A 22,406-nucleotide genomic window follows, 5' to 3' on the forward strand; every position below is an offset into this window, starting at 1 on the left:
ATTGACGAACTCGCGGGCCACCGCCAGCAGGTCGTCGGTGGGCAGCAGCAGCGTGGTGCGCAACTCCACGACGATCAATTCCCGCGCAGGCGTGAGCGTGGTGTGCATGGTCCGTGGCCGGTGCGAAATATCCTCGGCGCTGTCGCGGTTCTGCCACTTGCGGATCGTCAGACGACTGACGTTGTAGCGTTCAGCCAGTTCCCGTTGAGAGAGCGTCGATTTGCGGATTTCGTCACGAATCAGATGAGTGGTGCGGGCTTGGCTGTGAAGGGCTTGGCTCATGGCGCTGGTAGTTGGGTGACAGGATTCAACAGTGTACTCAAAAGCAACCTGGCCCTGAAAAATGGCAGGCTGCGAGTTGGAATATGATCACCCATATCTAAACAGCTACGAGTCATGGCCGTTCCGCAGCCTTGAGCCAATCGGATATGCCATTTAGTCCCATAGAAAGCAGCGTATCTTGGGCCATTACTACACGACTCAACATAACGCCGTTGTCAGATTCCTCTCGTTCTTCCGCTTCAGAAAACAGGCGGGTTAGAAGCTGCGCAAGGCTATTATCATAGTCATATAGATATGGCTTATTGCGACTGAGATAGTTCAGATAGATTTCGGTCGCAGCCAATGCTTGTTCTGGTTGAGTCTGTGATGTCCCATTTAGCCAATCGTGGAATCCGAAAAGCCGATTATTTTTATTGTCCGAATCGTTTTCATATATAGAGAAGCAACGCTGAATTAGCTCAATAGGGACGGGAATCAACACGTTCGTTTCTCGGAAAATGGTGTCCATTCGCGCCGCAACCTTATCGGCATGACGAGAATCTAATCTTAACCCGGACTCAATACCAGCTATGCACTGCTCTTGATATAGTTGGATGTTCGTGGTGTTTGTCCAAACACTTGTTGCGCCAATCCATGCTTCACTACTATCCAAAGCAGTTAGATTGTGAATGAGCTGAGCAAAGTCGATATTTCTAGCCAATGCAGCTAACGCAGAAATTCGTCCCCACGTTTTCAAATCCTTCCCCTTCCCCTCAATTTGAAGACGTGCCAGTAGTGGTTCTACAACTTCAAAGTGATCATGATAGGCGTAGTATAAACAAGGCTCTGAAATTCTCCAAAGTCCATCTGCATCCTGCATGACGACGTGGAACAAATCCCAGCCCAGATCAAACATCTTACTTTGCAAATACGGTAAACGGCGAAGAATTAAGGCACTAAGTGCTGGAGATTTTATTCTGGAAAAACGGTGTAGAGTAGCGACCAGTATTTCGGGAAGATATTTTTCGTTCTCAGCAAAGTTGGTTGCGAGAATCATCAACGCTTCAACAACCTTTCCTCTGGACATATTGATGCCTTGAGAAAGAAGATCAACTCGATCCCCCGTCAATGGGTCAGCCTCAAGCTGAGTTCCGAAACCGATGGCTAAGAATGCCAGTCGTTCAGCATCTTGTGGTTCATCGATTACATTAGCGCATGCCTCCAGCGCATGTGCCGCTGTCCGGTTGTGATACCAAAAAATCGGATGCGTTTCGAGTTCATCGAGTATCTGCCTAGCTAATAAGATAGCATTAGGCTCTTCAACAGGCTGCCATTGTCCACTTACCTGCAAATTCCCATGTTTATATGCCAAATATATGGATATCCCGTACAACATATCTTCCCGAAATTTATCCGGTATGTCCTTCCAGTGACTTGACAGCAATCTGAGAAATCGGGAAGGCTGGCGCGAGCAGGCTTCTTGTAATTGAGTGCCGACTTGACGTTCCCCGCCAATCAAAAAATCGGCACCGATTCCATGCCAATCTGTGTACCTATGATAATGTCCAAGTAAGGCTAGTATTCCGGAATCGCTCGTGCCAAGAAATAACTCAAATGAAAATGGTGCGCCTACCATCCCACCATGCGAATGGATAGCCGGCTCACGGATCAATGCTCCAGCCTTTTCTTCGTAATCATCTACTACGGCCTGCGCGTTTGGTGATCGTAAATAACATGGAATAGCAGCTATCAATTCAGCACGTGCCTTGATTACCCAGTAAGAACTGTCTCGAAATCTATCACTCCATATATTGAAAATTGTTTTTATGGAATCGTCCTGTGCTGCCGGACTGAGGTACCTAAATGCCGATGCTATTAATCCACCTAATTCGTAGTCGAGTTCAGATTCCATTAATCTTAGGTTGCTCAGCATCCTGCCAATTAGCTCCATGTTGGCCTCAGGTGATGCAGTGCAGGCGAGAACTGCGAAGTATTGCAATGCACCTTCTTGATTGAAGCATAGCCGCTCACGATTACTCAACCACCAGTCTGAGTGCGTTTCTGCATGGTGAAGAATGGCAGCTTCGACAGCATTAAGCAGAACATTTAAACTCTCTATTTGATGTATTCCCCTTTTGCTGTGCACTGCATCGAATGAGGTATCGCTCAAGAAACCGTGCCGAAATTCTCTGTGGGCTTCATCATAGCGCGATGCGCGGACGTCGCTCCATTGCTCAATTGACGCCAATACTAAATCCAATAGAGCCGAGGACTGCAGCATTCGTTGACACAGAAAATCTTCATTTCTATCACCGAATTCATGAGGCTGACAACGTAGCTTGCTATCGAAACTATACTGAATTAAATCTTCGGCGGCGAGATTTCCGGTTATGTAGCGCCAGAGTATTGCGTCGTCCACAATGCCTAAATTTACGCAACTCGCAATAACGCGTCCTAGATAACTATGGCTGGTAAGCGATAAATCAAGCAGATATTCAAGTAGTGGGGCGATCTGCGTTAAATTTTCTGGTTTGATTTCAGATAAATGAATTCCCAGGCGGTCTGCGATTCGATGCTCCTTTAGATAGTCAAGGTTAAGAATTTCTGCCCAAAATAACAGAACGCCTGCGCTATCATCGTTACTCCATTGAGCAATACGATGGGCGTGTGTTGCCAATCCTTCGGCGTCCCTAGTCAATTTCAAGATGGGAACCAAGTGTTTCAGCCAGAAATGGTGCCACTCGGTAGTGCTTGCTGAGATGTAGATTACGAGAAAAACGTCACGGTGTTTTTCTCGCAAGTCTCGTAGCAATGGCCAATCTTCATCTAGAGGTAGCTGCTCCGCAAATGATTCGGCGACCAAGCGACGAATGTGGAAGGCGACATTACCAGTGAGTATCGTTCTGATCTGCTTTCGGAATTCTCGGCGCTCGCCCAATGCCAACTGTGCCAAGAAGCTACGGATACTTGGACGCACGAAAGGTACAGCAGGTAAGGTCTGTATAAATTCGTTTAAGGTGACGCCGTTGCGCAGAACTCCACTTATAACTAGTACGTCCAAGAGGGTTTGATGCCCAAAGGTAAGGCCTCCATTTTGAGTTTCTTGTAATACATTTAAACTAAAAAGCTCTCTCAGAATGTTCTGCGAAGAATTGAATCGTTGTTTCGGCAAAACCAATGTTCGCAATTTGAGCATTTCTGCTGCGAGAGCTTCAATCATTTTTACAGCTTCATCGCCTAATGCACTGTTCGCACGAACAATAACATCAAGATAGCGTTGCGCTAAGGCTTGGCTGGTCACCACGTTGAAACTTTCATCTTGCATGGCTAAATCAACAAACAAAGCAAGCTCACGAGGATTGGTAATTATATTACGGGTGATATCATCAATATTGACAATTGATATTCCCGACTGCATCAGCAGTGGCGCTATCTCGGAATCCCAATTCAAGAGTTGACATTTAAATTCGCGATCCCATCGGCGATCGCTAATTCGCCGGTCGTAATGTCTATCGAAATCTCGGCAAGCAGTAACCACAGTGATGTTAGGAATCAATAGAAGTCGGTCTATTTGTGCCAAAAAGTATGATAGAACTCGATGATCGCGTGCGATGGATAGTACGTCTAACGAATCTACAATCACAACCACAGTGGCTCCATCAGCCATGCGAGCGGCTTTCTCAACCCACTGTCTGGACAGGCCTTGAGCTTGTCGATCATCCACTGTAGCTAAATCGGCGAATTCGCGCGACTGAATAAAGAGCGGAACGACATTTGAATCTGTTCTAGCGCGTTCCTCTAACGCCTCTTGTAAATCAAGCATCGCACAGGTCTTCCCTGAGCCGGGAACACCTGTAAGTAAGATGGACCTATTCGCAGAATCGATAGCTGCAAGCATTTCGTTGACGATTGATGTAGAAATACGTTGGTTCGCGATATCCCGCCGCCACGATCTTCCGATAGCAGAAGTACTCGAAAAAGATGCTCGTATTTCTGTCAAATTCATGGGAGGAACCAACAGCGCTCCAGCCTGACGAATTATTGATTCCAAATCAGTCCGGGTTAAACGATGCTGTACGGCGGTAGATATGCCGTTTCCAGTTATGCGTGCACCCAAGTGATCAAGACGTGTCCACAGTACGCTAAATACAAGATCAGGATTACTCACCATACTACGTAACCGCTCACGCAGAACTGTATGCATGCGATCCAATTCATCCGTGGTAACAAAAGTTGTCCGGCGCAAGAAATCAAAAACAGAAATACTGGGAGTGGATCTGCTCAACACGGACGCTAACGCCAAATCTACCACTTCAAGCCTGGTGCTTAGACTCGCTTGGTAGCTAGATCCATCGGGTTGAGTCGAACAATGTTCCTTCAGCTTTGCGAGATCACCAAAATTACTGCGAGAATAGAAGCGAACTTCAGTGTTCGGGTCACTGATCAGTAGACAGGCCGCTTTGTCCAACTCGTCACCGAGTTCGGCGGTTGTCCATGCTTTGAAATCGACTTGGTTTTTTTTGCATTGAGAAGCAATTTTTTTACCATTAGTCTTGCAAACCACCACGTCGTCGACCGAATAATTTATTGAATCGATTTCAAGCCACTCATAGTCTTGATCCGACAAGATCGTCAGCGCCCAATCAAATGCCACCAAAGTTTGGTAAGCATCGCCGCGATTCGAACGGATGCCTGCGACGCTCATTTTCCACTCCTATAGATGTAGGGATGTACGATTATATAGTAGTGACATCGACTGGTCTTGCCTTCATATAATAAGGCACGGGCTATTTTTTTTATGGTTATATCGCATTAGCAACCCGTCGGATATCGATCAGGTAGACTGCAACGTCCGCACATTAGACCCACTTTGCTCGACCTCAAAGGGACGCGCTTTTCGATCGATGTGATCTTGGTTTGCATCCGCTGGTATGCGGCCTATTCGTTGAGCTACCGGCACATCGAGGAAATGATGGAAGAGCGTGGCGTGTCGGTTGAATCGCCACAAGTCTGCTAGACACTCGCCAGTCGCTTGAAATGCGGCTTTTTGTAGATTAGGGGCAGCTTGTTGTTGAAGCTGTGGCGTACGCGCCGTTACCGCCCCTCCTATCCCCTCGTCCAGGCACGCCTGGCTGGTGTGGTACGGTGGCGTGGCCAGCAACGTACCACCGTCCCATTCCATCATGTAGGAGAGTTGCCGCCTGAATTAGCCCCAACCATGGTCGAGAATGGCACGGTGCAGCCCCGACTTCTGCCAGGCCTACTTACCCGGCTGCCGGCATCAACCAACTGACGAACCAGGTCGCCTAAATCGGGACCATTTGCGCCGTTGCTAGTCGACCTTGCGGCGACGCCGGCAAATGGTCGATCAGGTCCACTGCGCTGGCGTGGCCGGCTGTTGGCTATTCCCCTGAGACTGCTTCGGTGACTGTCGGCAACGCTGCACGGCATTGCCGGGCAAGGCTTGATCAACAACTATGTCCAGCGTCATAGCTGGACCGACCACCTCAGCCTGCAGCCATACGAATCGTTTGCTATCGCTTATATGTGTGAGGCGGGGCGCGGGTAAAGCGTTGTTGTGCAATCACATCGAGTCGCGCGAACGCCTGAGTAAATGGCGCAGGGTGGTCGAACGCACGCTGGGCTCGCTGCACCGCCTCCGCCGATTACGCATCTGCTAAGAACGCCGAGCCGATATACACCAGGCATTCCTCTCGCTTGCCTGCATACTCATCTGCTGGAGATACGCTCAGCGGTTTTGCTAGGCGTGCTTAAATATCTTATCGATTCTCGGTGTTGTACTCCTATTACGACGCTTTTGCAGGGGCAAAGCATTGACGACTATTTCTTGCCTCCTAGGATAACCTCGCCGTTTTTATCCAATATGATGAATAATTCGTGACGTAAACGTCCGAAGCGTTGCCCGGCAGCCGGATCAATGCGACGGCCGCGCAATTTGAGATAGTCGAGCTCTCCCAGATTTTCTGCATCATGTGGAATTCGTAGCAAGCCTTGCCGCCTCGCCTCAGCCACGGCATCCCCCCACCCACTGCGGTCTATACGAATACTCGCAATCACCATGCGTAACGCACCACGTCCGCTCACTCCTACCAAAAGTCCGGGACTGAAGGTGGGGGCTTTTACCCATTCGCGGATAGCAAATCCTTTAAGTTGCCAGTAGCGGTCGACGCGATTGGCAATTTCAATGTCGCTGCGAATATTCGCAAGCAAGTCGCCGGCGCGTCCATCCTTCAGGTCACAGTCGTTGATGTTGACAACTATAATGCCGCCAGCGCGCTTAGCAAGTTTTACCCACTCCTCCCGATTCAATGGCAAGGAGTCGACGCGGTGCACGAAGGCGTTAGGTACGCCCAGAGAACGAAAACGCCAAGCGTCATGACCCTTGTTGATGTTACATAGAGTGGATTCCAACTGATACGCAGAAATCAAGGCGGTTTCAACCGCCCTGGCGCGTTGTTCATCACCGAACGGACCGGCAATCTCAAGGGTATAGTTGCCATCTAAAAGGGCGTCGGTCAACTTTTTGTTGTGAGCCCTGTCGGTCAGATGTGCTGCTGAGCGTACAGCGCGGAGACCATAACCGATATAAAGCGGCTTGCCCGCCTTGGTGCGATAGAAGTAGACGTAGTGTTGATTGGTGTTATCCATTAGCCTGCTCAGGATTTTCAATGTGAATTAGACAGCAGAAAGAGGGGTAAATATTTAAATTGCCATCCGTAGCCTAGACTCTCCTGATCCATAATTCTTGAAGGATGAAAAACCGATGGATCATGCTGCGGCATGGGTGTCTTGCCGGGCACCTGGTGTGCGAACTCGTAGCCGCCCGATCCACCGACGAGATCGGGTCTGGCCTGTCTATTTCCCCTGCCCTGCAGAGCCTTCTGCCGCGATTAAGCAAAAGCTGCTTGACCTTCGGCTACCGGCACTACCGGGACTACCGGCCGCCCAAGCCATCTGTACGCAGGCGGCGACAGTGGCGGCGAGCGCGCCGGCGTGATCTACTCGTTGTTCGGGACGGCCAAGTTCAATGGCGTCAATCCTGAGGCCTGGCTACGCCATGTGCTCATGCGCAGCGCTGACCACCGGGCCAGCCGGGTCGAAGAATTCCTGCCGTGGAACTACCTCCAGCAGATCAACCCTGCCTAAACAACACGCCGCTTCCCAGCGGTGTGACGCTATCATCGGTCCGATTGAATACCCGTTCAAGACGGTAGTGGCCGGACGCTTACTAATGGCGCACTGTTGCGGAAAGCGCTATCGGAGTATGCCGGACTAGACATCATAGGAGACGGCAGACATGAGTTTGAAATGCTTAACCTTTCAAGGCGGGCTAGCCTGGTACTGGCGGTATGGTGGCTCATGGAGAAATGGCCAACGAGGTTCGTTCGCGCATGCTCGGCGAGCGGTTTCACGCGCTCTAGACTTTGCGAATCCTCCTCTGCGCTTCCGTTTTGGCTTGCATCAGTTGCTGACGAATTTTTGGATCGAAGGACCTTCCTGCCCTGTGATCAGGAGATCCTTGCTGCGTGTGAAGTCTTAAAGCGGCGCCCCGGGCGTGTTACCGCCCGTAGGCTTGCAGCATTCATGGGTATTTCCATCGGATACGCGTCATACGCACGACAGCTATGGGAAAAGCAGAGCCAAGCCTGCAACATCGCCGTCACAGGCCATGCGGGGGCCGAGACTGATTAAGTGCGGCGAATTAGCGTTGTTGACTCAGTTTGTACACTAAGCGAAACAGCTCGGCCTGGTAGCGTGCGTCATGAAGGGCGTCATGGTCGCCCTTCAGCGTTGGGTGGACACGCTTGTCAATGGAACTGGACTTGGTATCGTGCCAGCTGCAGCCCGTTGCACCCATGAACAGTGCCTTGATATCCAAGGCGGTGAACCCGAAAGGATTCTCACCCAGGTACTTCAGGAAATAATAGTTTACGAACGCCCAATCGAAGGGCGCATTCAGGCCCACGAAGACGGGGATGCTATCTTCGGGCAGGTTCTTGGCTACCCAGGCGGCAAAAGCAGCCATTGCCTCCGTCGGCTCCAGGCCGTCCTTCCTGGCCTGCTCCAGTGAAAGGCCGCTCACTTCCAGCGCTTCCTTCACCGCCTGGTCAGTAGTGGGCTTGAGCATTACAGAGAACTCCACCTCTGGGGTGTACGCCAGGCAGGCACCTATTGTCAGCAAACTGTGTTCGCCGACAATAGGGCCTGCGGTTTCGATGTCTATCGAGATAAAGACTTCCTGCTTTTTGCTCATTGGATTTCTCCGATTAGATTATTTAATAAATCAGCCGTGCATGACCGGCGACGGGGCCATCTCGTTCGCAGCTTCCAGGAAATGCTCGAACTTCAGCGGCGAGTCCGGAAATGCCTTAGCAACTGCGGCGGGATACAGACGCGTGCGAATGTCAGAGTAGGTCCATGAAGGTTTTGCACCCACAGCAGCCGTCGCCTTCACCAATTTATCAAGGTCCAGCGACGGCAGGCTCAAATCAGCCAGGTCCTTTTTGAAGAGGTCGAGCCGTTCTGCTTCAGATGGGCGTTTGAATTCCTCCACAATCGAGGCGCGACGGATCACTGCTGCATCCAGCGCATCAAGACGATTCGTGCAAAGGATCGCGAAAATGCGGCCACCCTGCTTGCGCAGTCCATCGATGGCTTGAATGAGCGTGTTTACGCCTACCTTGTCTTCATGGTGGCTGTGCTCCTGGCTACGAGAGGCACCCAGCGAGTCACCCTCATCGATTATAAGGAAGGCGCGGCCCTTGCCGCGCCCAATAGCACGGCCAATGTCCTCGAACGCTTGGGCAATCAGGGTGCCCATTTCGCCTACCTTGCCAGTGCCGCGAACCTTGTTGCTGAGCTTAAAGAGAATCGCGTCTTCAATCCTCGCTTCGCGCGCTAGCCGGTTAGCGATAGCTTCAGCATTTGCCGTCTTTCCTGTGCCGACGTCGCCGTAGAAGATGGCCAGCGGATACTGGTCGTTCAGCAGGCCAATCACGGCCAACTGCTTTCTATGGTGGGTCTGGCTCCAGCGTTCGAGTTCGCTCGTCTGCATCATGAGCTGAAGACGCTTTTGCACACGCGTGTAGCGCTCATCGAAGCCCAGCAGCTTTTGCTCCTGTATCTGGAGTTCTTGTGTCGGCAAGCTGGTTTTCAGTTCGAAGACGTTTGGATTTGCCAAATTGCTCATGTAAAGTCCTTACGGTTGGTGCCGAAACCGTTGCTGCTGTACCCGCGACCGGTCGTTGACGAAAGCTGTTGATGGCTGATGTTGTCGGTCGACGGGACCCAGCCTATCTTCAACGACAACTTCGCACGCGCATCCGCCGTACCCTCTTTGGTATAGCGCAAAGTAATACGGATGTGACCACCTTCAGATTTCGGAGCGTGAGGCCACAGAACGCCGCCCGGGCGGGACGTGCCGGACGCCCCGTCGGTCAGGAAGTCATAGCGGACTGCCTTCAGCTCGTCGCCGTTTTTCATCAGGGTCACATCAACGAATTGGAGATAACCCTTCTTGGCCAGCAACTCGATATCGTGTGCGTAGCTGGCTGCATCCTCCTCCGTCATGGCACTGGTAGAGCCTGCAATCATAATCATGTCGGCCTTCACGCTGCGCATGACGCTCTCGATATCCGCCACCGTATAGGTGCTGGTGCTGGTGCTGGTGCTTGTGTTGGTGCTCATTCTTTTTCCTTGGTCTTGAAACGAATGCCAAAAATTTCTTGCCATACGGCCTCGCTGTTCTCGACCGATGCAAAATTTGCTGCTTCCCATGCTTCCAACGCGTACTCTGCGATCGTGTCCTTCTCCTCGGGCGTGATACGGGATGCGACGTTGTTTTCGGGGCTAACCGGGTCAATAATCACCACTGGGTCGGAAAAGACCTTCTTGACCTTGCCGTCGTTTTCCGGGAAGTCGATGCGTTCGCCCAGCTTGCTTTGTGCGAGGTAAAGAAGGAAATCCCTGAAGCGTTTTTCGATAGTCTCAGCTGGGCCACGCGTATCAACCAGATACGCCAGGATGAGTTCGATGTGAAACGACTTCAGACCAGGTACATCATGGTGATGCTTCCAGCGCTTCGCGAGTCGCACCAAGGTACGGAAGTGCTTGTCCTTGTCTTTTCGATCCTTGATGAACTTGATGTGGCAAGGGGCGCAAGTCAAGTTCTTAAGGCCGGTCTGGATGTCGAATTGCCAGCCGTGGTCGGGGGCATTCGGGAGCTGGAGAACAGGAACGACATCTACGGTCAGGCCGCTACCAACAAAGGTCACGGTAGCAGCGCGACGACCAATTTCGAAATCCTCAACCTTTTTGGTCGGGTAGATTTCAATTAGGAGTTCGTAAATCTTATTGCAAAGTTCCTCATAGGACTTGCTGTCAAAGTCGGCGCCAGTGATGTAAAAGACAACGTCAATATCGGTCGGATAATCATCAATCTTGCGCAGGATGGTGAATTTCGCAAAAGACCCCGCCTTGACTACCTTGGCGACCTTCAGCTGGGACTGCTCGGTGATCCCCTTTTTTAGTTCAGATACGAGATTGTCAACTTGAGCGTGATACTGCTTACGCTTTTCCGCTGGAAGACGCAATACGTTATGGTCGAAATACTCAAGTGCGGCGTTGGAGAGTGGCATAGTTTCTCTATTTTCTATACAGCTATGAAGGAAATGGCTTAGTTCTGCAACGTCATGCCATACGCGATGTAATCGGCAGTCACTGCCGCTGCAGCCTTCGCTGCCAGAAGATGGAACCTGTTGTCTTTCTTCGAATCGCCGAAGTCACTGATGCCGCGCACCATGAGGACGGGCTTACCGTAGCTGTTGCATGCAGCGAACAGGCCTGCAGCTTCCATCTCGGCGACTTCGACCTTGCCGTGCAGCTCACGCATACCCTTAAAGACCTCCGGGTTACGCAGGAGCTTCTCGCCGCTGGCAACGGTAGACTGCTTGGGCATAACAGACTTGGCAACTGGGCCAGCTTCGACATCCTTTGGGAACTTAATGCCGAGGGTATTGTATCGGCTCGTCAGGCGCGTCTCGAGCGATGCGCGGTTCGACAAGTAATCTCCGACGTCTTGGCGCACGCGGAAGTTTAAGCGGGTAATCTCGGGGCGTGCCTCAACCTTGCCGCCCTCGAGGACTGCTTCACCTTCATAGCTCACTATGCGCTCAGCCAGCACCACTTCACCCAAGGCGCATTTGTCGCGCATACCGGCAGCGATCCCCAGCATCATTACGTTGGCGGGGTTCAGTTCACTCAGCAACATCGAAGTGACCACTGCAGCATCGACGTTGCCGGCCGCAGCGAAGCACGCAACCACACAGCTGGCGGTCTTGCCGTTACGCTGGGTAACTGGCGCCTTATAAATGTGGAGCCCGTTTTGGGTAGTCGTATGCTCTGCATCTTCCGCAATACCGAAGGCGTGTTTTGCCGCTGCCAGCTCAACATCCAGGGCGGTCAACACCAAAACGTCGGGCGGGAGCGCTTCAATGCGGGCCTGCTCTTCCTGGTAGAAGATTTTGGCGATGCGCGTGCTGATTTCGGCCATCGTCAAGACTGGCTCTTGAAGCGAAAGCGCGGGCAACTGCTTGACCACCTTGTTTCCACTGTTTGGCATATAGGTAAGCGGAAACGCTTTGAAGTTTTTCAAGACAGACAGAGCGCCCGTTCCATCCTCACTATTCGCACCAATTTGCAGGTCAAGTGGCAGCACCGGCAGCTGGCGCTTAGTCATCTTACGCGCGCGGTCCGACACACCCTTTCCGCCACCTAGTGCGACCATGACCGTGGCGTGCTCTACCTGTTCGTCGCCCACGTTGCCACCGGTAAGCACCTCCTCCTCGACGTATTCCAGTTCAGCTACACCGCGCGCGGTCAGCATAGCGATCAGACGGCGCTGTTCCACATTGCAATTAGTAGTCAGGCGCTCTTCGGAAGCCACAATCTTGAGGCGCGGCTTATCAACGTGCCCAGTGATGAGCCTGTCTACGGCCTTGGTGACAGTCCAGTCGAACACCAGTGGCTTGCCAGCGTCATTGATCGGTTCCGATGACAAGTAGACGACGAAGCCAGCACCTTCTTTGAGAGATTCGTCAACGAAGGCGTTGACGAATTCGTGCGCCCGGTCAACCAACGCATTTTCAGTGGAAGTGGAAATACTACCAGCAAGCAAAATGTGGCTTGAAGCCAGCAAGGAAGGATTGGTCATCTACAGGCCTCTTATTGGATCGGTTACCTCGTGCGCCATCACTACCGCACTTTATTAAGTTTCTTATTTGTTATTCGCGGCTGGTTGTTGCAAAACGGCACCGTATCCTAACTTGTCGTTAGATGGGAATAAACATTTGCATTTCAAGTAGCTTTGTTGAAAAGAATCATGCCGTCAACGGTTTGGCTTGTGAGGGCAACTTTCAGCCTGACCGCAGGCAGCTCAAGCGACCAGCCGTGATGGGAGGCCTTTGCCGTGGGCACGCGGTGCTTCCGCGTCGGTCTAGTGTTTACCCTGGCTGACCGTTAAAGCGAGCGTAACGAGCGTGCGTCGGAGGCGATTGTCCAAGTAGGAGAAACAATGTCCGCATGAGAACGCAACATGGTGTCCGGTTTGATGAGAATACTCAAGATATTTCTAGGCGCCAAATATTGTCTGCCATGGTGGAGCCGATACATTTCAGTAACCTAAGGAAGCGCTGATTAATTCAGTTTCTAAAAATCCGCCACCTTACAAATCAAGAACTTACATACATGGTTTGGACGAAAAGTCGAATTAATCAGCGGCTCCCTAAGTAGGAATTCGAGGGAGAACCTCATGCTCTAGGGCCGCCATTAGTTCCTTTGCCCAGCCAGAGGCTTTCACGGGAATCTTCATCTTCGTTTTTTTATCGACCGTCTCGGCAGGGTGGTGTATCCGTGTAATCCCGTGGTCGATGAAGAAGCGTTCCTGTCGGTCGAAGTCAGCTTTCTTTTCCCATGTCTTTCCCGCTTCTGGCCAGCGATTTCTTAGAGCAGTAAGAATCAAAAGCTCACGAAACTCGTCGTCTTCTACAATCGAGAAATCCTGTCTAAACAAGACGATAGTGCATTGTGCTTCTTTATTTTTCAACTCCATCTCACAAATATAGAAACGTGCTTTGTCAAGCTTTATTTCTATGAGCATGACTTGGCGTGGCCGAGTGTCTCCAGACGGTAGTTCGACAATATGCCAACTACGTACACGTTTGATGTGCTCTGGGAAGTAGGCCAAACGCTCGCCTTTCAACGTCAAATTTTGCTGGCCCGTGAGATTGTGTGATTGAATTTGCCATCCCGAAGCTCCCGGAAGTTTTCGAAGGTGATTAATTGCTTCGATAAATTGCGTCAAGGCTGTTTCAGTCTCGTATGCAAAGCTGTCAAATCCACTTACCCCAACGTTATTGGATGCGTCAGCGGAGTATTCACCGTCGTTTATCGTTAAATTTCTGACGGGTACTTCACCAGGGATAGGTGGACGCCCGTAGCTCGGATCTGCAATTGGTCGTTTGTGCTCGAATTTCATTCGAGCGAATGCTGGAAATTGATTGGTGAATGTTTTTGATACGACTCGCTTAATCTTCGCATCAGCTGGTACGTCATCAAATTCATATTTTTCCTCATCTTCAATCTGCGGCTCTAGCTGAGGGCGACCGCTGCTTGATCTGTCACCCGGTGCACTGACATCGCGAGGAATATCACTTTCTTGAATTACTCTAGAAAAGCCGAGGGAGTGATTACATTGATCTATGAACATCGCGAAGATTGCCCACTCTTTCGAGTCACCGGGTTTTGAGATGACAATACGCTTTCCTGAAACCCGTAAGCGTGTTCGACCTAAAAAGGGGAACTCAGTGCGAAGTACGAAAGGCAATGGAGCATGCTCCTGATCAAGTCGAGTTTTATTCTTTATACTTATCCCGGCCAAATACTGTTGTACCCCTGTCAGCGCTCGAAATGCTTGTTTGTTTTCAAGTGCTCTACCTAAGACAAATGCTTCCAGACGGGACAGATTTTTTTCGACGTGTAAAACTGGTTCGTAGTTATCAATGCGGGATCTTTCCCAATCCACGAACTTGCTCAAACTTCCGTTGATGATTGAATGTAGAAGCCGCTCAGAAGTTCCAAAATAGAACCTCAGTACTTCTGATGCTGGAACAATCATCCATTTAAAGGGGGCGCCAGGCTGGACCGGAACAACAAAATATCCAGTGGGGAGTAGGCCTTGGTAACTTTCACGCGCCATCTTAAAGTAGGCTGGCGGCAAAAAGTCCTTTAAGTGAATCTCATTGATTTCAACTCCTTCTCGCAGCCTTCTGTAACTGGCAAGGTTTGTATCGATAAAAAAATCGGACTTTTCTTGAGGGGGGAGGTAAATGCGGGAACCATCTCGCCATAAAGAGCCGACCAAAAAATGTCGAGCACTGGCTGGGTGAATAGAGAGTGCAAGGTACTGGCCGTTCAGTGCCTCCTTCACATAGGGTGACTCTCTAAATTCTTCTTGGATACCTGACAGGTGGAGCATCAGTCGGCTACTGCCACGTTGACTGTAACTGACTACCCCGATGCCGTCCACGCGCCAGATTCCATGCTTCTTTGCTAATCGTTTGTAAACAAATCTTTTCGCCATTTCCACACGTCAACATATATATAATTGTGGATATTCGCATTTAATGATGGCCATTTGCAAGTATTTTAAGATGTTACATAGCCAGCCGATCGCGCGACTCGATGCCATAGCCGGCTATGTGTGGAGCGATGCCATGCCTACGCAACCAGGTCCTATCGGCAAGCGAAGCATAGACCTCGTCGGCATGCCGTTTGGCAGGACGTTTGCGGTGCCGGCCCGCAAGGCCTGCTACTGAGGGGATGGCCTCAAGCAGGGGAATGAGCATGCGGAATCATGTAACTGAGCCCCTGATATGCTCGCCACCAGAGGCAGTCCGCGTTGATCGACGAGCAGATGGTGCTTGCATCCGGGCTTGCTGCGGTCGGTGGGATTGGGGCCGGTATGCTGTCCGCCAAGAGGGGGATGGCACGCTGGCCGAGTCGACACTGGCGCGTTCCCACTGAATCTGCTCGTATTCTTGCAAGTGCTGCAGCATGGCGTCATGGATGAGTTGCCATACACCGGTCTGTTGCCAGGCATGTAGACGCCGCGAGCAACTCATGCCGCGGTCACAACCCAGTTCATTAGGAAGGTATTCCCAGAGCAAGCCGGTCTTGACGTCGAACAAGATGCCGGTCAACGCGGCGCGGTCGTCAATGCGAGGGCGCCCGCCTTTGGGAGATGGACGATGTGCTGGTAGCAATGGCTGAATAAGCACTCACAGGTCGTCAGGAAGAAGTGCTTTGGCCATGGCACGGCCCCGAAAATGATGTCAGATGAGCTCGCGCACACAACATTCAGCAAACGATTCAACTAGTTATCGAAAAAGGACCTAGGTAATGCAAATGAGCAACTTGTACATTTTGGTGTTCCGCGACGGAGATTACATCAAGATTGGTAAAGCAGACGATATTCACGCCAGAATCGCTGTTCTTCAGCGTATATGGGGGCCAGTTGATTACGGTGCTTCGTATTACTTACAAGCTCCTTTGCCCGTGGTACGTCAGGTGGAAGGGGCTTTGTTGTCGTTGCTGGCGCAGTTTGCTGTATCTGTCATGGAGGGCGATGGCAAAACTGAGCTTCGCGCAAAGCCTGCACTCCCGATTGCTTTGCAGTACTTAGAAATCTATTGTGCGAACAAGCCAGAGCTGGGTGGCCTAAAAATGGGAGTGGTACTGCCCCCGTCACCGCAGGGCAATGTACGGCGGAGGGGCCGACGAGACAGACTGCTGCGAAAATCTATTTGCATGACTCGTAGCATCAGTGATATGGCCAAGAAGTTTGGCATGATCAACCGCTTGCTAACAGTATTGCACCGCCGTCAGACGCGGATACCGTTCGAATACGAACGAAGTGGCGACCAGATTTGTTTTCGGGTGCGGCGACCGATTAGCGTTTCGTCTTTGGATTCTGAATCGAGTGCCGTCATGGCCTATTTCCGGTTCCAAATCGAAGATCAATATGGTTGGGGCGGATTCAATTTCTGCTCTGTGGCCGGATCTGCGGACGTTGTGCAATTCAACGTGAATTTTTCGAGCAGTGGGGTAAAAGAATGGGAAGCAGTGATTAGTTATTTCGTTGCTCAAAGTATGACCTTCTTAGATAGGCTGCCCACACGATCGGCTGCAACGAAGGAACCGATTCCCCCTTTGAATTGGTAGCGAAAGCTATCCGCACGGGACCGCTAGCAGACAAGAGTGAAGGAAGGATCTCCGCTCCTCCACTCTTAGGGTTATTCGAGGTGTGACACCTTTGCATTGTGAATCGATGTCAACAGTGACGCAAGAACTTACAACTCGGCTGAATTGTAAACACAGACCAGCTCCACCCTTTCATTTGTGACCTTTGCTGCCTTAGAGGGTGTAGACAAAATCAACAACGAAATTGTGGCATGCTATCTCGATGTGGAGGGAGCATGTCATGGCAACCAAACATTCACTCGGCAGCACTGCGCCGTCAAGTAGTGCCGGTGGCAGACCACCAGCGTTGAAGCCTGAGCATATCGCAGTTTTGCACGAAATATTGGTGGTGCGCGCCCAAGCCAGGTTGCAGAAGATCGCCGACGAGTTGCATATCCGCCATCACGACCGCAAACTCACTGTTTCGGAAGCCTGGGTGTGGTTGGTTGATGCACGTATGCTACTCAACAGACTCGCTTTCAGGAGTTTTGTTTTTGCACCCCTCTTAATCTGTCGGACTGACGCTGTTTTGGTTTTCTTTTTCGTGATCCCAGCGCCCTAGCATAAATCCATCAATGCAAGATGCGCGCCCGCGCCATAGCGACGGGCCTGTAGTATTTGATATTCTATTTTCTGGGTGGAACTTAGCATCTCGAATATGTAGAACTGTAAAAATATTGGATGTTGATTTATTTTCTTGAGAGTAATACACAATAGATTTTCTTATATAATCATCTACTGAGCAGGAAGTGATCGTGTCTTTTTTTGAGTTGTGCAATTGCTTCATTATCTCTTTGTAGTATTCATGTCCTCCAATTAGAGTTCCTGAGATCATGAGGCTTCCAACTTGAAACGTAATCTCAAATGTTTCACCTTGAACTGTATTGACTGCTTTATTTAATTCCAAAATAAATTGATCTTGCAATTCCGAAGTTTGTTCATTTTTAATGAATGTTTGACTAAGATTGACGTAGTTTGACATATATGCCTATAAAATGAGGTAGTCTGGGCAATGTTGAATTTCATGTCATGTTACTACTTTTTTACGTTGATACCAGTAGCTTCAGTGTTTAGTGGTTTTGAATCGCCACAGGTAGATCAGCCTCTCCTGATCCATGGTTCTTGAAAGATGAAGAACCGATAGATCGTGTTGGAGGCTCGGTGTCCTGCTAGGTGCTTGGCGTGCGATCTCGTAGCTGCCTGGTCCAACGCCGAGACCGGGGCTGGCCTGTCTATCTCCCCTGCCCTGTAGAGTCTCCTACAGCGCGCTAGCAAAAGCAGGCCTCCCTTAGCCATAATCGCCGGCAAAGGATGGCTTATCCGATCGAGGTAGCACCAGAGCGCCTGCTTCTGCGCGCGATAGCGGCACAGTTGCCTACGATAAACTAGCCCGTCAACTGCTTCGTGCGCTCGGCCACGCTCCGGTGGTGGACTGGTCATCATGTGCCTCCCAGCCCGCCCAATTGCGAAAAGCAGTATTTGGAGCGTCTGAAGAGCGTCTAGCGAACTCGTGACGATTCAATGTAATCGATGACAATCGGCCACTTTTACCAATCGCTTACCTAAAGTCATCTTTATCTCCTTGGCAATTCTAGTAAAATCTTTTTTAGTAAAAGCTTCTCGCGCTGACTTTTTCCACTCCTGGGAGACTACCACTTGCTGCTCACTGAAAATTTACTCGATGACTGGGTCCGAGGCAATGCCCGGGACGCACAAGGTGTCATCGTGGAACTGGTTTGGCGTCTAGTTGCTGCATCTGTGCCAAAACCACGGGAGCGCCGTTTCCCGCTGGGCGACAGTATCGGGCAGCACGGCCCCGATGGAAAACTACGTGTTGATCTGGGTTTCGATCCCTTCGTGCCAGACGGTGATTCTTACTGGGAAATCGGTACCAATCTTGATGCTGGAGCGAAGGCTACGTCAGATTACAAAAGCCTGAAAGAAGCGACGCCTGAAGATGTTCGCAAGGCGGCGACCTTTGTATTTGTCACGCCATTTTCTGGACGACGAGGATGGGAGGTTTCGTGGAAACCTGAAGCTCAGCTTGATTGGCTGTCTAAGCGTCGAAATCAAGAGGAGTGGCGCGAGGTACGCGTGATCGATGGAACCGTGCTGCTGGACTGGATTCGCAAGTTTCCAGCGGTAGAAAAATGGTTGCTTCAAACGATGCGCGGCATGCCAATGCACGACATTGAAACTGCGGAAGAGCGCTGGGATCTAACGCGCTCAATTGGCGAGCCTCCGGCCCTGGTCGGCGAGCTATTTCTCGCCAACAGGGGAGATGCCTGCGTTAAATTGCAAGAAGTAATCGATGATAAGCTGACGCAGCTGAAGCTGGAGACCCATTATCCCGATCAAGTTGTCGACTTCATCTCGGCATATATCTCGACATTTGATGCAGAAACCAAGGCCGATGCAATGGGGCGGTGCTTGATCTTATCAAGCCCTGCAGCATGGGAAGCGCTTGTTCTTTACGACGAAAAGCACATTCTGATTGCTGACGCGCAACTCGACCTGAATAATGACATGGGGTTGCGTTTAATCCAGAAGGCACGACGCAAAGGGCATGCTGTGATATTCGGCGGCCCCCGAGGCGGCATTCCAGACCCGGCCAGTATTCCCTTGTCCATGCCCAAAATGCAGCATATCCAAGATGGGCTGGAGAAAGGCGGCTACAACGACGAGCGCGCCCGATCGCTTGCCCAGAAAAGTGGAGGGAATCTGGGATCGCTTTTACGCTGTATTCAAAACCTTTCTTTGATGCCCCAATGGGCGGAGAACTCGGCTTCGGCAGAACTGGCCATCGCGATGCTTTTGGGATCTTGGAACGAGCGCTCCGACGCGGATACTCAGGCAGTAGGAATCGCCGCGGGAAAGACCTACGGGGAGTGGATCGCGGCAATCCGTCAGGCAGCGTTGCGCCCGGGCACTCCCCTTAAACAATGGGAAAGCGAATGGCGCTTCGCCGCACGCTACGAGGGCTGGTTCGCACTTGGCCCAATGCTATTCAATGATCAGGTTGAGCGCGTCGGCCAAGTTGCCGTCACAGTTCTCCGTGAGGTGCATCCTGAACTTGATTTGCCGCCCGACCAGCGCCATTTTGCCAATTTTAGAGGAAAGTCAAATCGGCATTCGTCGACGCTGCGGCTAGGGGTGTCTGAATTCCTTGCATTGCTTGGCAGCGAACCGACTGCCTTAACATCCTGTTCAACTGGAAAAGCACCCTATATTGCCACTCGTGCGGTGCGCGACATCCTGGATGATGCCACTTGGCAGCACTGGGCAACACTCAACGATGTCGTGCCATTGCTGGCTGAGGCGTCGCCTAGTGCTTTTCTAGCGGCGGTAGAGGACTCGCTCCAGGCCACTGATTGCCCATTTGATGAACTGTTTAAACAAGAAGGCGACGACGCGCTCACTGGGGGAACATACATCAGCGGGTTATTGTGGGCACTGGAAACCCTTGCGTGGGCCCCAGATCTGTTCATTCGGTCAATTCATTGCTTGGCCCAGTTGGCCGACCGGGATCCTGGCGGGAAGTGGTCGAACCGCCCAATAAATTCGCTTCGCACTATTTTGCTGCCGTGGCTTCCTTTAACGTGCGCTGATGTGCCCAAGCGAATTTCTGCGGTCGAAATATTGATCAAGGACCTACCCAGGGTTGCATGGTCACTGCTGTTGAAGCTTTTTCCCGAGTCTCATTCCACATCAAATGGGACGCGGCGTCCTGCATGGCGCTCTTGGATACCAGAGGACTGGAAGAAGGGAGTGTCCGAGGAGGAATACTGGCATCAGACTGGGGCATATGCGCGACTAGCGACTGAAATGGCGCGTTCCGACACTGATCGCCTGATCGAGCTTACTGGCCGAATCGGCGTGTTGCCACCAGATGTGCAAGAATTGCTGTTTCAAAGTATTGAAGAGGGTGTGTCGAAGGACACTTCCGGCGAAACTGGCTTTGCCATTTGGTCCGCATTGGACCACGTTGTACGGAAGCACCGACGTTTCGCCGACGCGGCATGGGCCATGCCGGAGAAACAAGTGGAGCGGATTGCCCGGTTGGCGGATAAGCTCACGCCGACGGATCCGCTTATCTTTTTCCGTCAGCTATTTAATAGTAACGATTTTGATCTCTATAGTTCGGAGAACGACTGGGAGACCGCCAGTCAGGCTTTGGAGCAAAGCCGCCGGAATGCGGTGGCAGAGATCCACTCATCTGGTGGCTTTGAATCGGTTGTCCGGCTTGCGAAATCTACAAGGTCGCCTCGGCAGGTCGGCCTAGCTTATGGAGCTGAGGCGGGCGAGCATCTGGACGCGCGCGTATTTCCTGCTTTCTTGAGCAACAGACATAGCGCCGAATACCAGTTTGCGGTTGGCTATGCCTGGTCACGCTTCACACTGGCTAAATGGGAATGGATCGACAAACAGGGATTTGCGCAATGGCCGAAACCAGATGCGGCCGAATTCCTTTCCCTTTTCCCATTCACTCTGCCAACTTGGCAAAGGGCCGACGTGGTCTTGGGGGAAGACCAAGAACTGTATTGGCGCATCGCTGATGCCAACATGTACGAAGCGGACGAAGGAAGCCATGATGCGATTGATAAATTAATCCAATATGACAGGCCCCGCACGGCTATCAGCTGCCTGTATCAGCTTCATCACCAGCACAAGAAGATCGACCATGCCCAAGTGGCCAAGGCTCTTCTCGCGGCGGTGAATTCGTCAGAGCCACAACATCAGTTGGAGGAGCATTCGTCCATTAAGTTGATAGCACTTCTTCAAGAAACCAAGGGCACTGACCAAAGCGAACTGGCGCGCATTGAATGGGTGTATCTACCGCTCCTTGAGCATCATCTAGGTGTTTCGCCGAAAACAATCGAATCGGAGATGGCAGAGAACTCCAATACATTCTGTGACATGATTCGCCTGGTTTTCGGGCCGGAGGAGGAAGAAAAACCCGTTGAGGAGACTTCCCCTTCACAGCAAAATATTGCCACCAACGCATATCGTTTGCTGAGTAACTGGAAGGTGGTCCCAGGATCACGTGATGGAAGATTTAGCGGTGCAGCGTTAATCGAATGGTCACGGGCCATGCGGGAGAATGCCACTAGAACGGGACATCTCGGCATTTCATTGGATATGTTCGGCCGTGTCTTGACCCATGCACCAGAGGATCCATCTGGGCTGTGGATTCATAAGGTTGTGGCTGCTATCCTGGATGCACCTGACGCAGAGACTTTGCGTGACGGTTTTCGGATTCAGTTGTATAACTCGCGTGGTGCCCACTGGGTTGACCCCACCGGTGCCCCTGAGCGTAGATTAGCCGAAAAATACCGGACACGTGCGGAAGCTGTGGAGAACGCTGGCTTTATGCGGTTCGCGTCCACTCTAAGAGATCTCGCCGCTGAGTATGACCATGAAGCCGAGCGCGTTATTGCACGCAGCAAACGGGACGAATAGTTGTGGACAGTCACAATGTTCTAGACAATCGTAATAACTATTTAAGGCCGGTCCTGGCCCTCCCTCCCGATGACATACGTCGAAGGGCGGCATATCTGAGCGAGTCAGCAACTTAGCTCCAGCTTCTAAGAGCTATAACGGCATAGTTGCATACGACGCCTGGCCCTTCATCTGCTTGAGGTGCTCGATGATATCCGGGATCTTGCGCACTGGCGGTGGCGTCGCCATCATGATCGGCCCTGCATGATGTTCAAGAGCACCTTGCCAAAGTAGGGGCTTGCCTGGGACGCTTATGAATCACCACCAGTAGCTTGACCTCCTTGCCTGATAATACGGATTATCAGGCAAGGTGGTTCCCACAAAAAAAC

12 protein-coding genes and 4 pseudogenes are annotated in these 22,406 nt (G+C 51.3%); 5 read left to right on the top strand and 11 right to left on the bottom strand.

Translation table 11 applies throughout. The annotated features are described in order from the left end of the window. Both J0O65_RS22525 and J0O65_RS22530 read right to left on the bottom strand, forming a co-directional pair. A pseudogene (locus J0O65_RS22525) lies at positions 1-282 on the bottom strand (IS481 family transposase); the annotation flags it as partial. A 112-nt stretch (positions 283-394) separates the two neighbouring features. Further along, on the bottom strand, positions 395-4,966 hold the full coding sequence (locus J0O65_RS22530; RefSeq protein ID WP_215409441.1) for an AAA family ATPase: 4,572 nt from the start codon (positions 4,964-4,966) through the stop codon (positions 395-397). A gap of 165 nt (positions 4,967-5,131) precedes the next feature. On the opposite strand from J0O65_RS22530, the pseudogene J0O65_RS28010 reads away from it, so the two are divergent. Further along, a pseudogene (locus J0O65_RS28010) lies at positions 5,132-5,272 on the top strand (IS6 family transposase); the annotation flags it as partial. A 595-nt stretch (positions 5,273-5,867) separates the two neighbouring features. Next, a pseudogene (locus J0O65_RS28015) lies at positions 5,868-6,026 on the top strand (IS5/IS1182 family transposase); the annotation flags it as partial. A gap of 76 nt (positions 6,027-6,102) precedes the next feature. Here J0O65_RS28015 and J0O65_RS22535 read toward each other — a convergent pair. Then, positions 6,103-6,930 carry a hypothetical protein gene (locus tag J0O65_RS22535; RefSeq protein ID WP_215409442.1) on the bottom strand — a complete coding sequence of 276 codons (828 nt, stop codon included), beginning with the start codon at positions 6,928-6,930 and terminating at the stop codon, positions 6,103-6,105. Between the two features lie 291 nt (positions 6,931-7,221). Between J0O65_RS22535 and J0O65_RS22540 the strand changes: the two are divergent. Continuing rightward, a pseudogene (locus J0O65_RS22540) lies at positions 7,222-7,428 on the top strand (transposase domain-containing protein); the annotation flags it as partial. A 556-nt stretch (positions 7,429-7,984) separates the two neighbouring features. Here J0O65_RS22540 and J0O65_RS22545 read toward each other — a convergent pair. The 7 genes from J0O65_RS22545 to J0O65_RS28290 all read right to left on the bottom strand — a co-directional run bounded on the left by J0O65_RS22545 (position 7,985) and on the right by J0O65_RS28290 (position 15,617). Then, positions 7,985-8,536, bottom strand: a complete 552-nt coding sequence (locus J0O65_RS22545; protein ID WP_215409444.1) for a 3'-5' exonuclease — start codon at positions 8,534-8,536, stop codon at positions 7,985-7,987. 30 nt (positions 8,537-8,566) lie between these two features. Further along, positions 8,567-9,472, bottom strand: coding sequence for an AAA family ATPase (locus J0O65_RS22550; RefSeq protein WP_215409445.1), 906 nt, complete (start codon positions 9,470-9,472; stop codon positions 8,567-8,569). Further along, a complete protein-coding gene (locus J0O65_RS22555) occupies positions 9,469-9,969 on the bottom strand; it encodes an HORMA-1 domain-containing protein (RefSeq protein ID WP_215409446.1) in 501 nt (166 codons plus the stop codon). The genes J0O65_RS22550 and J0O65_RS22555 overlap by 4 nt, the downstream gene beginning before the upstream one ends. Next, a complete protein-coding gene (locus J0O65_RS22560; protein ID WP_215409447.1) occupies positions 9,966-10,919 on the bottom strand; it encodes a CBASS oligonucleotide cyclase in 954 nt (317 codons plus the stop codon). The genes J0O65_RS22555 and J0O65_RS22560 overlap by 4 nt, the downstream gene beginning before the upstream one ends. 38 nt (positions 10,920-10,957) lie before the next feature. After that, entirely contained in the window at positions 10,958-12,493 is a 1,536-nt protein-coding gene (locus J0O65_RS22565; RefSeq protein WP_215409448.1) for a phosphorylase family protein, read from the bottom strand. Between the two features lie 570 nt (positions 12,494-13,063). Continuing rightward, positions 13,064-14,926 carry a hypothetical protein gene (locus tag J0O65_RS22570; RefSeq protein ID WP_215409449.1) on the bottom strand — a complete coding sequence of 621 codons (1,863 nt, stop codon included), beginning with the start codon at positions 14,924-14,926 and terminating at the stop codon, positions 13,064-13,066. A gap of 265 nt (positions 14,927-15,191) precedes the next feature. After that, positions 15,192-15,617 carry a transposase gene (locus tag J0O65_RS28290; RefSeq protein ID WP_215409450.1) on the bottom strand — a complete coding sequence of 142 codons (426 nt, stop codon included), beginning with the start codon at positions 15,615-15,617 and terminating at the stop codon, positions 15,192-15,194. Between the two features lie 121 nt (positions 15,618-15,738). On the opposite strand from J0O65_RS28290, the gene J0O65_RS22580 reads away from it, so the two are divergent. Then, the gene (locus J0O65_RS22580; RefSeq protein WP_215409451.1) at positions 15,739-16,560 is read left to right on the top strand and encodes a GIY-YIG nuclease family protein; all 822 of its coding nucleotides are present in this window, start codon (positions 15,739-15,741) and stop codon (positions 16,558-16,560) included. A gap of 523 nt (positions 16,561-17,083) precedes the next feature. Here the strand turns inward: J0O65_RS22580 and J0O65_RS22585 are convergent. After that, positions 17,084-17,560: a GvpU-like protein gene (locus tag J0O65_RS22585; protein ID WP_215409452.1), complete on the bottom strand. Its 477-nt coding sequence runs from the start codon at positions 17,558-17,560 to the stop codon at positions 17,084-17,086. A 674-nt stretch (positions 17,561-18,234) separates the two neighbouring features. Here J0O65_RS22585 and J0O65_RS22590 point away from each other — a divergent pair. Next, positions 18,235-22,038, top strand: a complete 3,804-nt coding sequence (locus tag J0O65_RS22590; protein WP_215409453.1) for a hypothetical protein — start codon at positions 18,235-18,237, stop codon at positions 22,036-22,038. Positions 22,039-22,406 lie beyond the last annotated feature (368 nt).

It is taken from the genome of Janthinobacterium sp. JC611 (assembly GCF_018682595.1).
Taxonomy (GTDB): Bacteria; Pseudomonadota; Gammaproteobacteria; order Burkholderiales; family Burkholderiaceae_D; genus Janthinobacterium.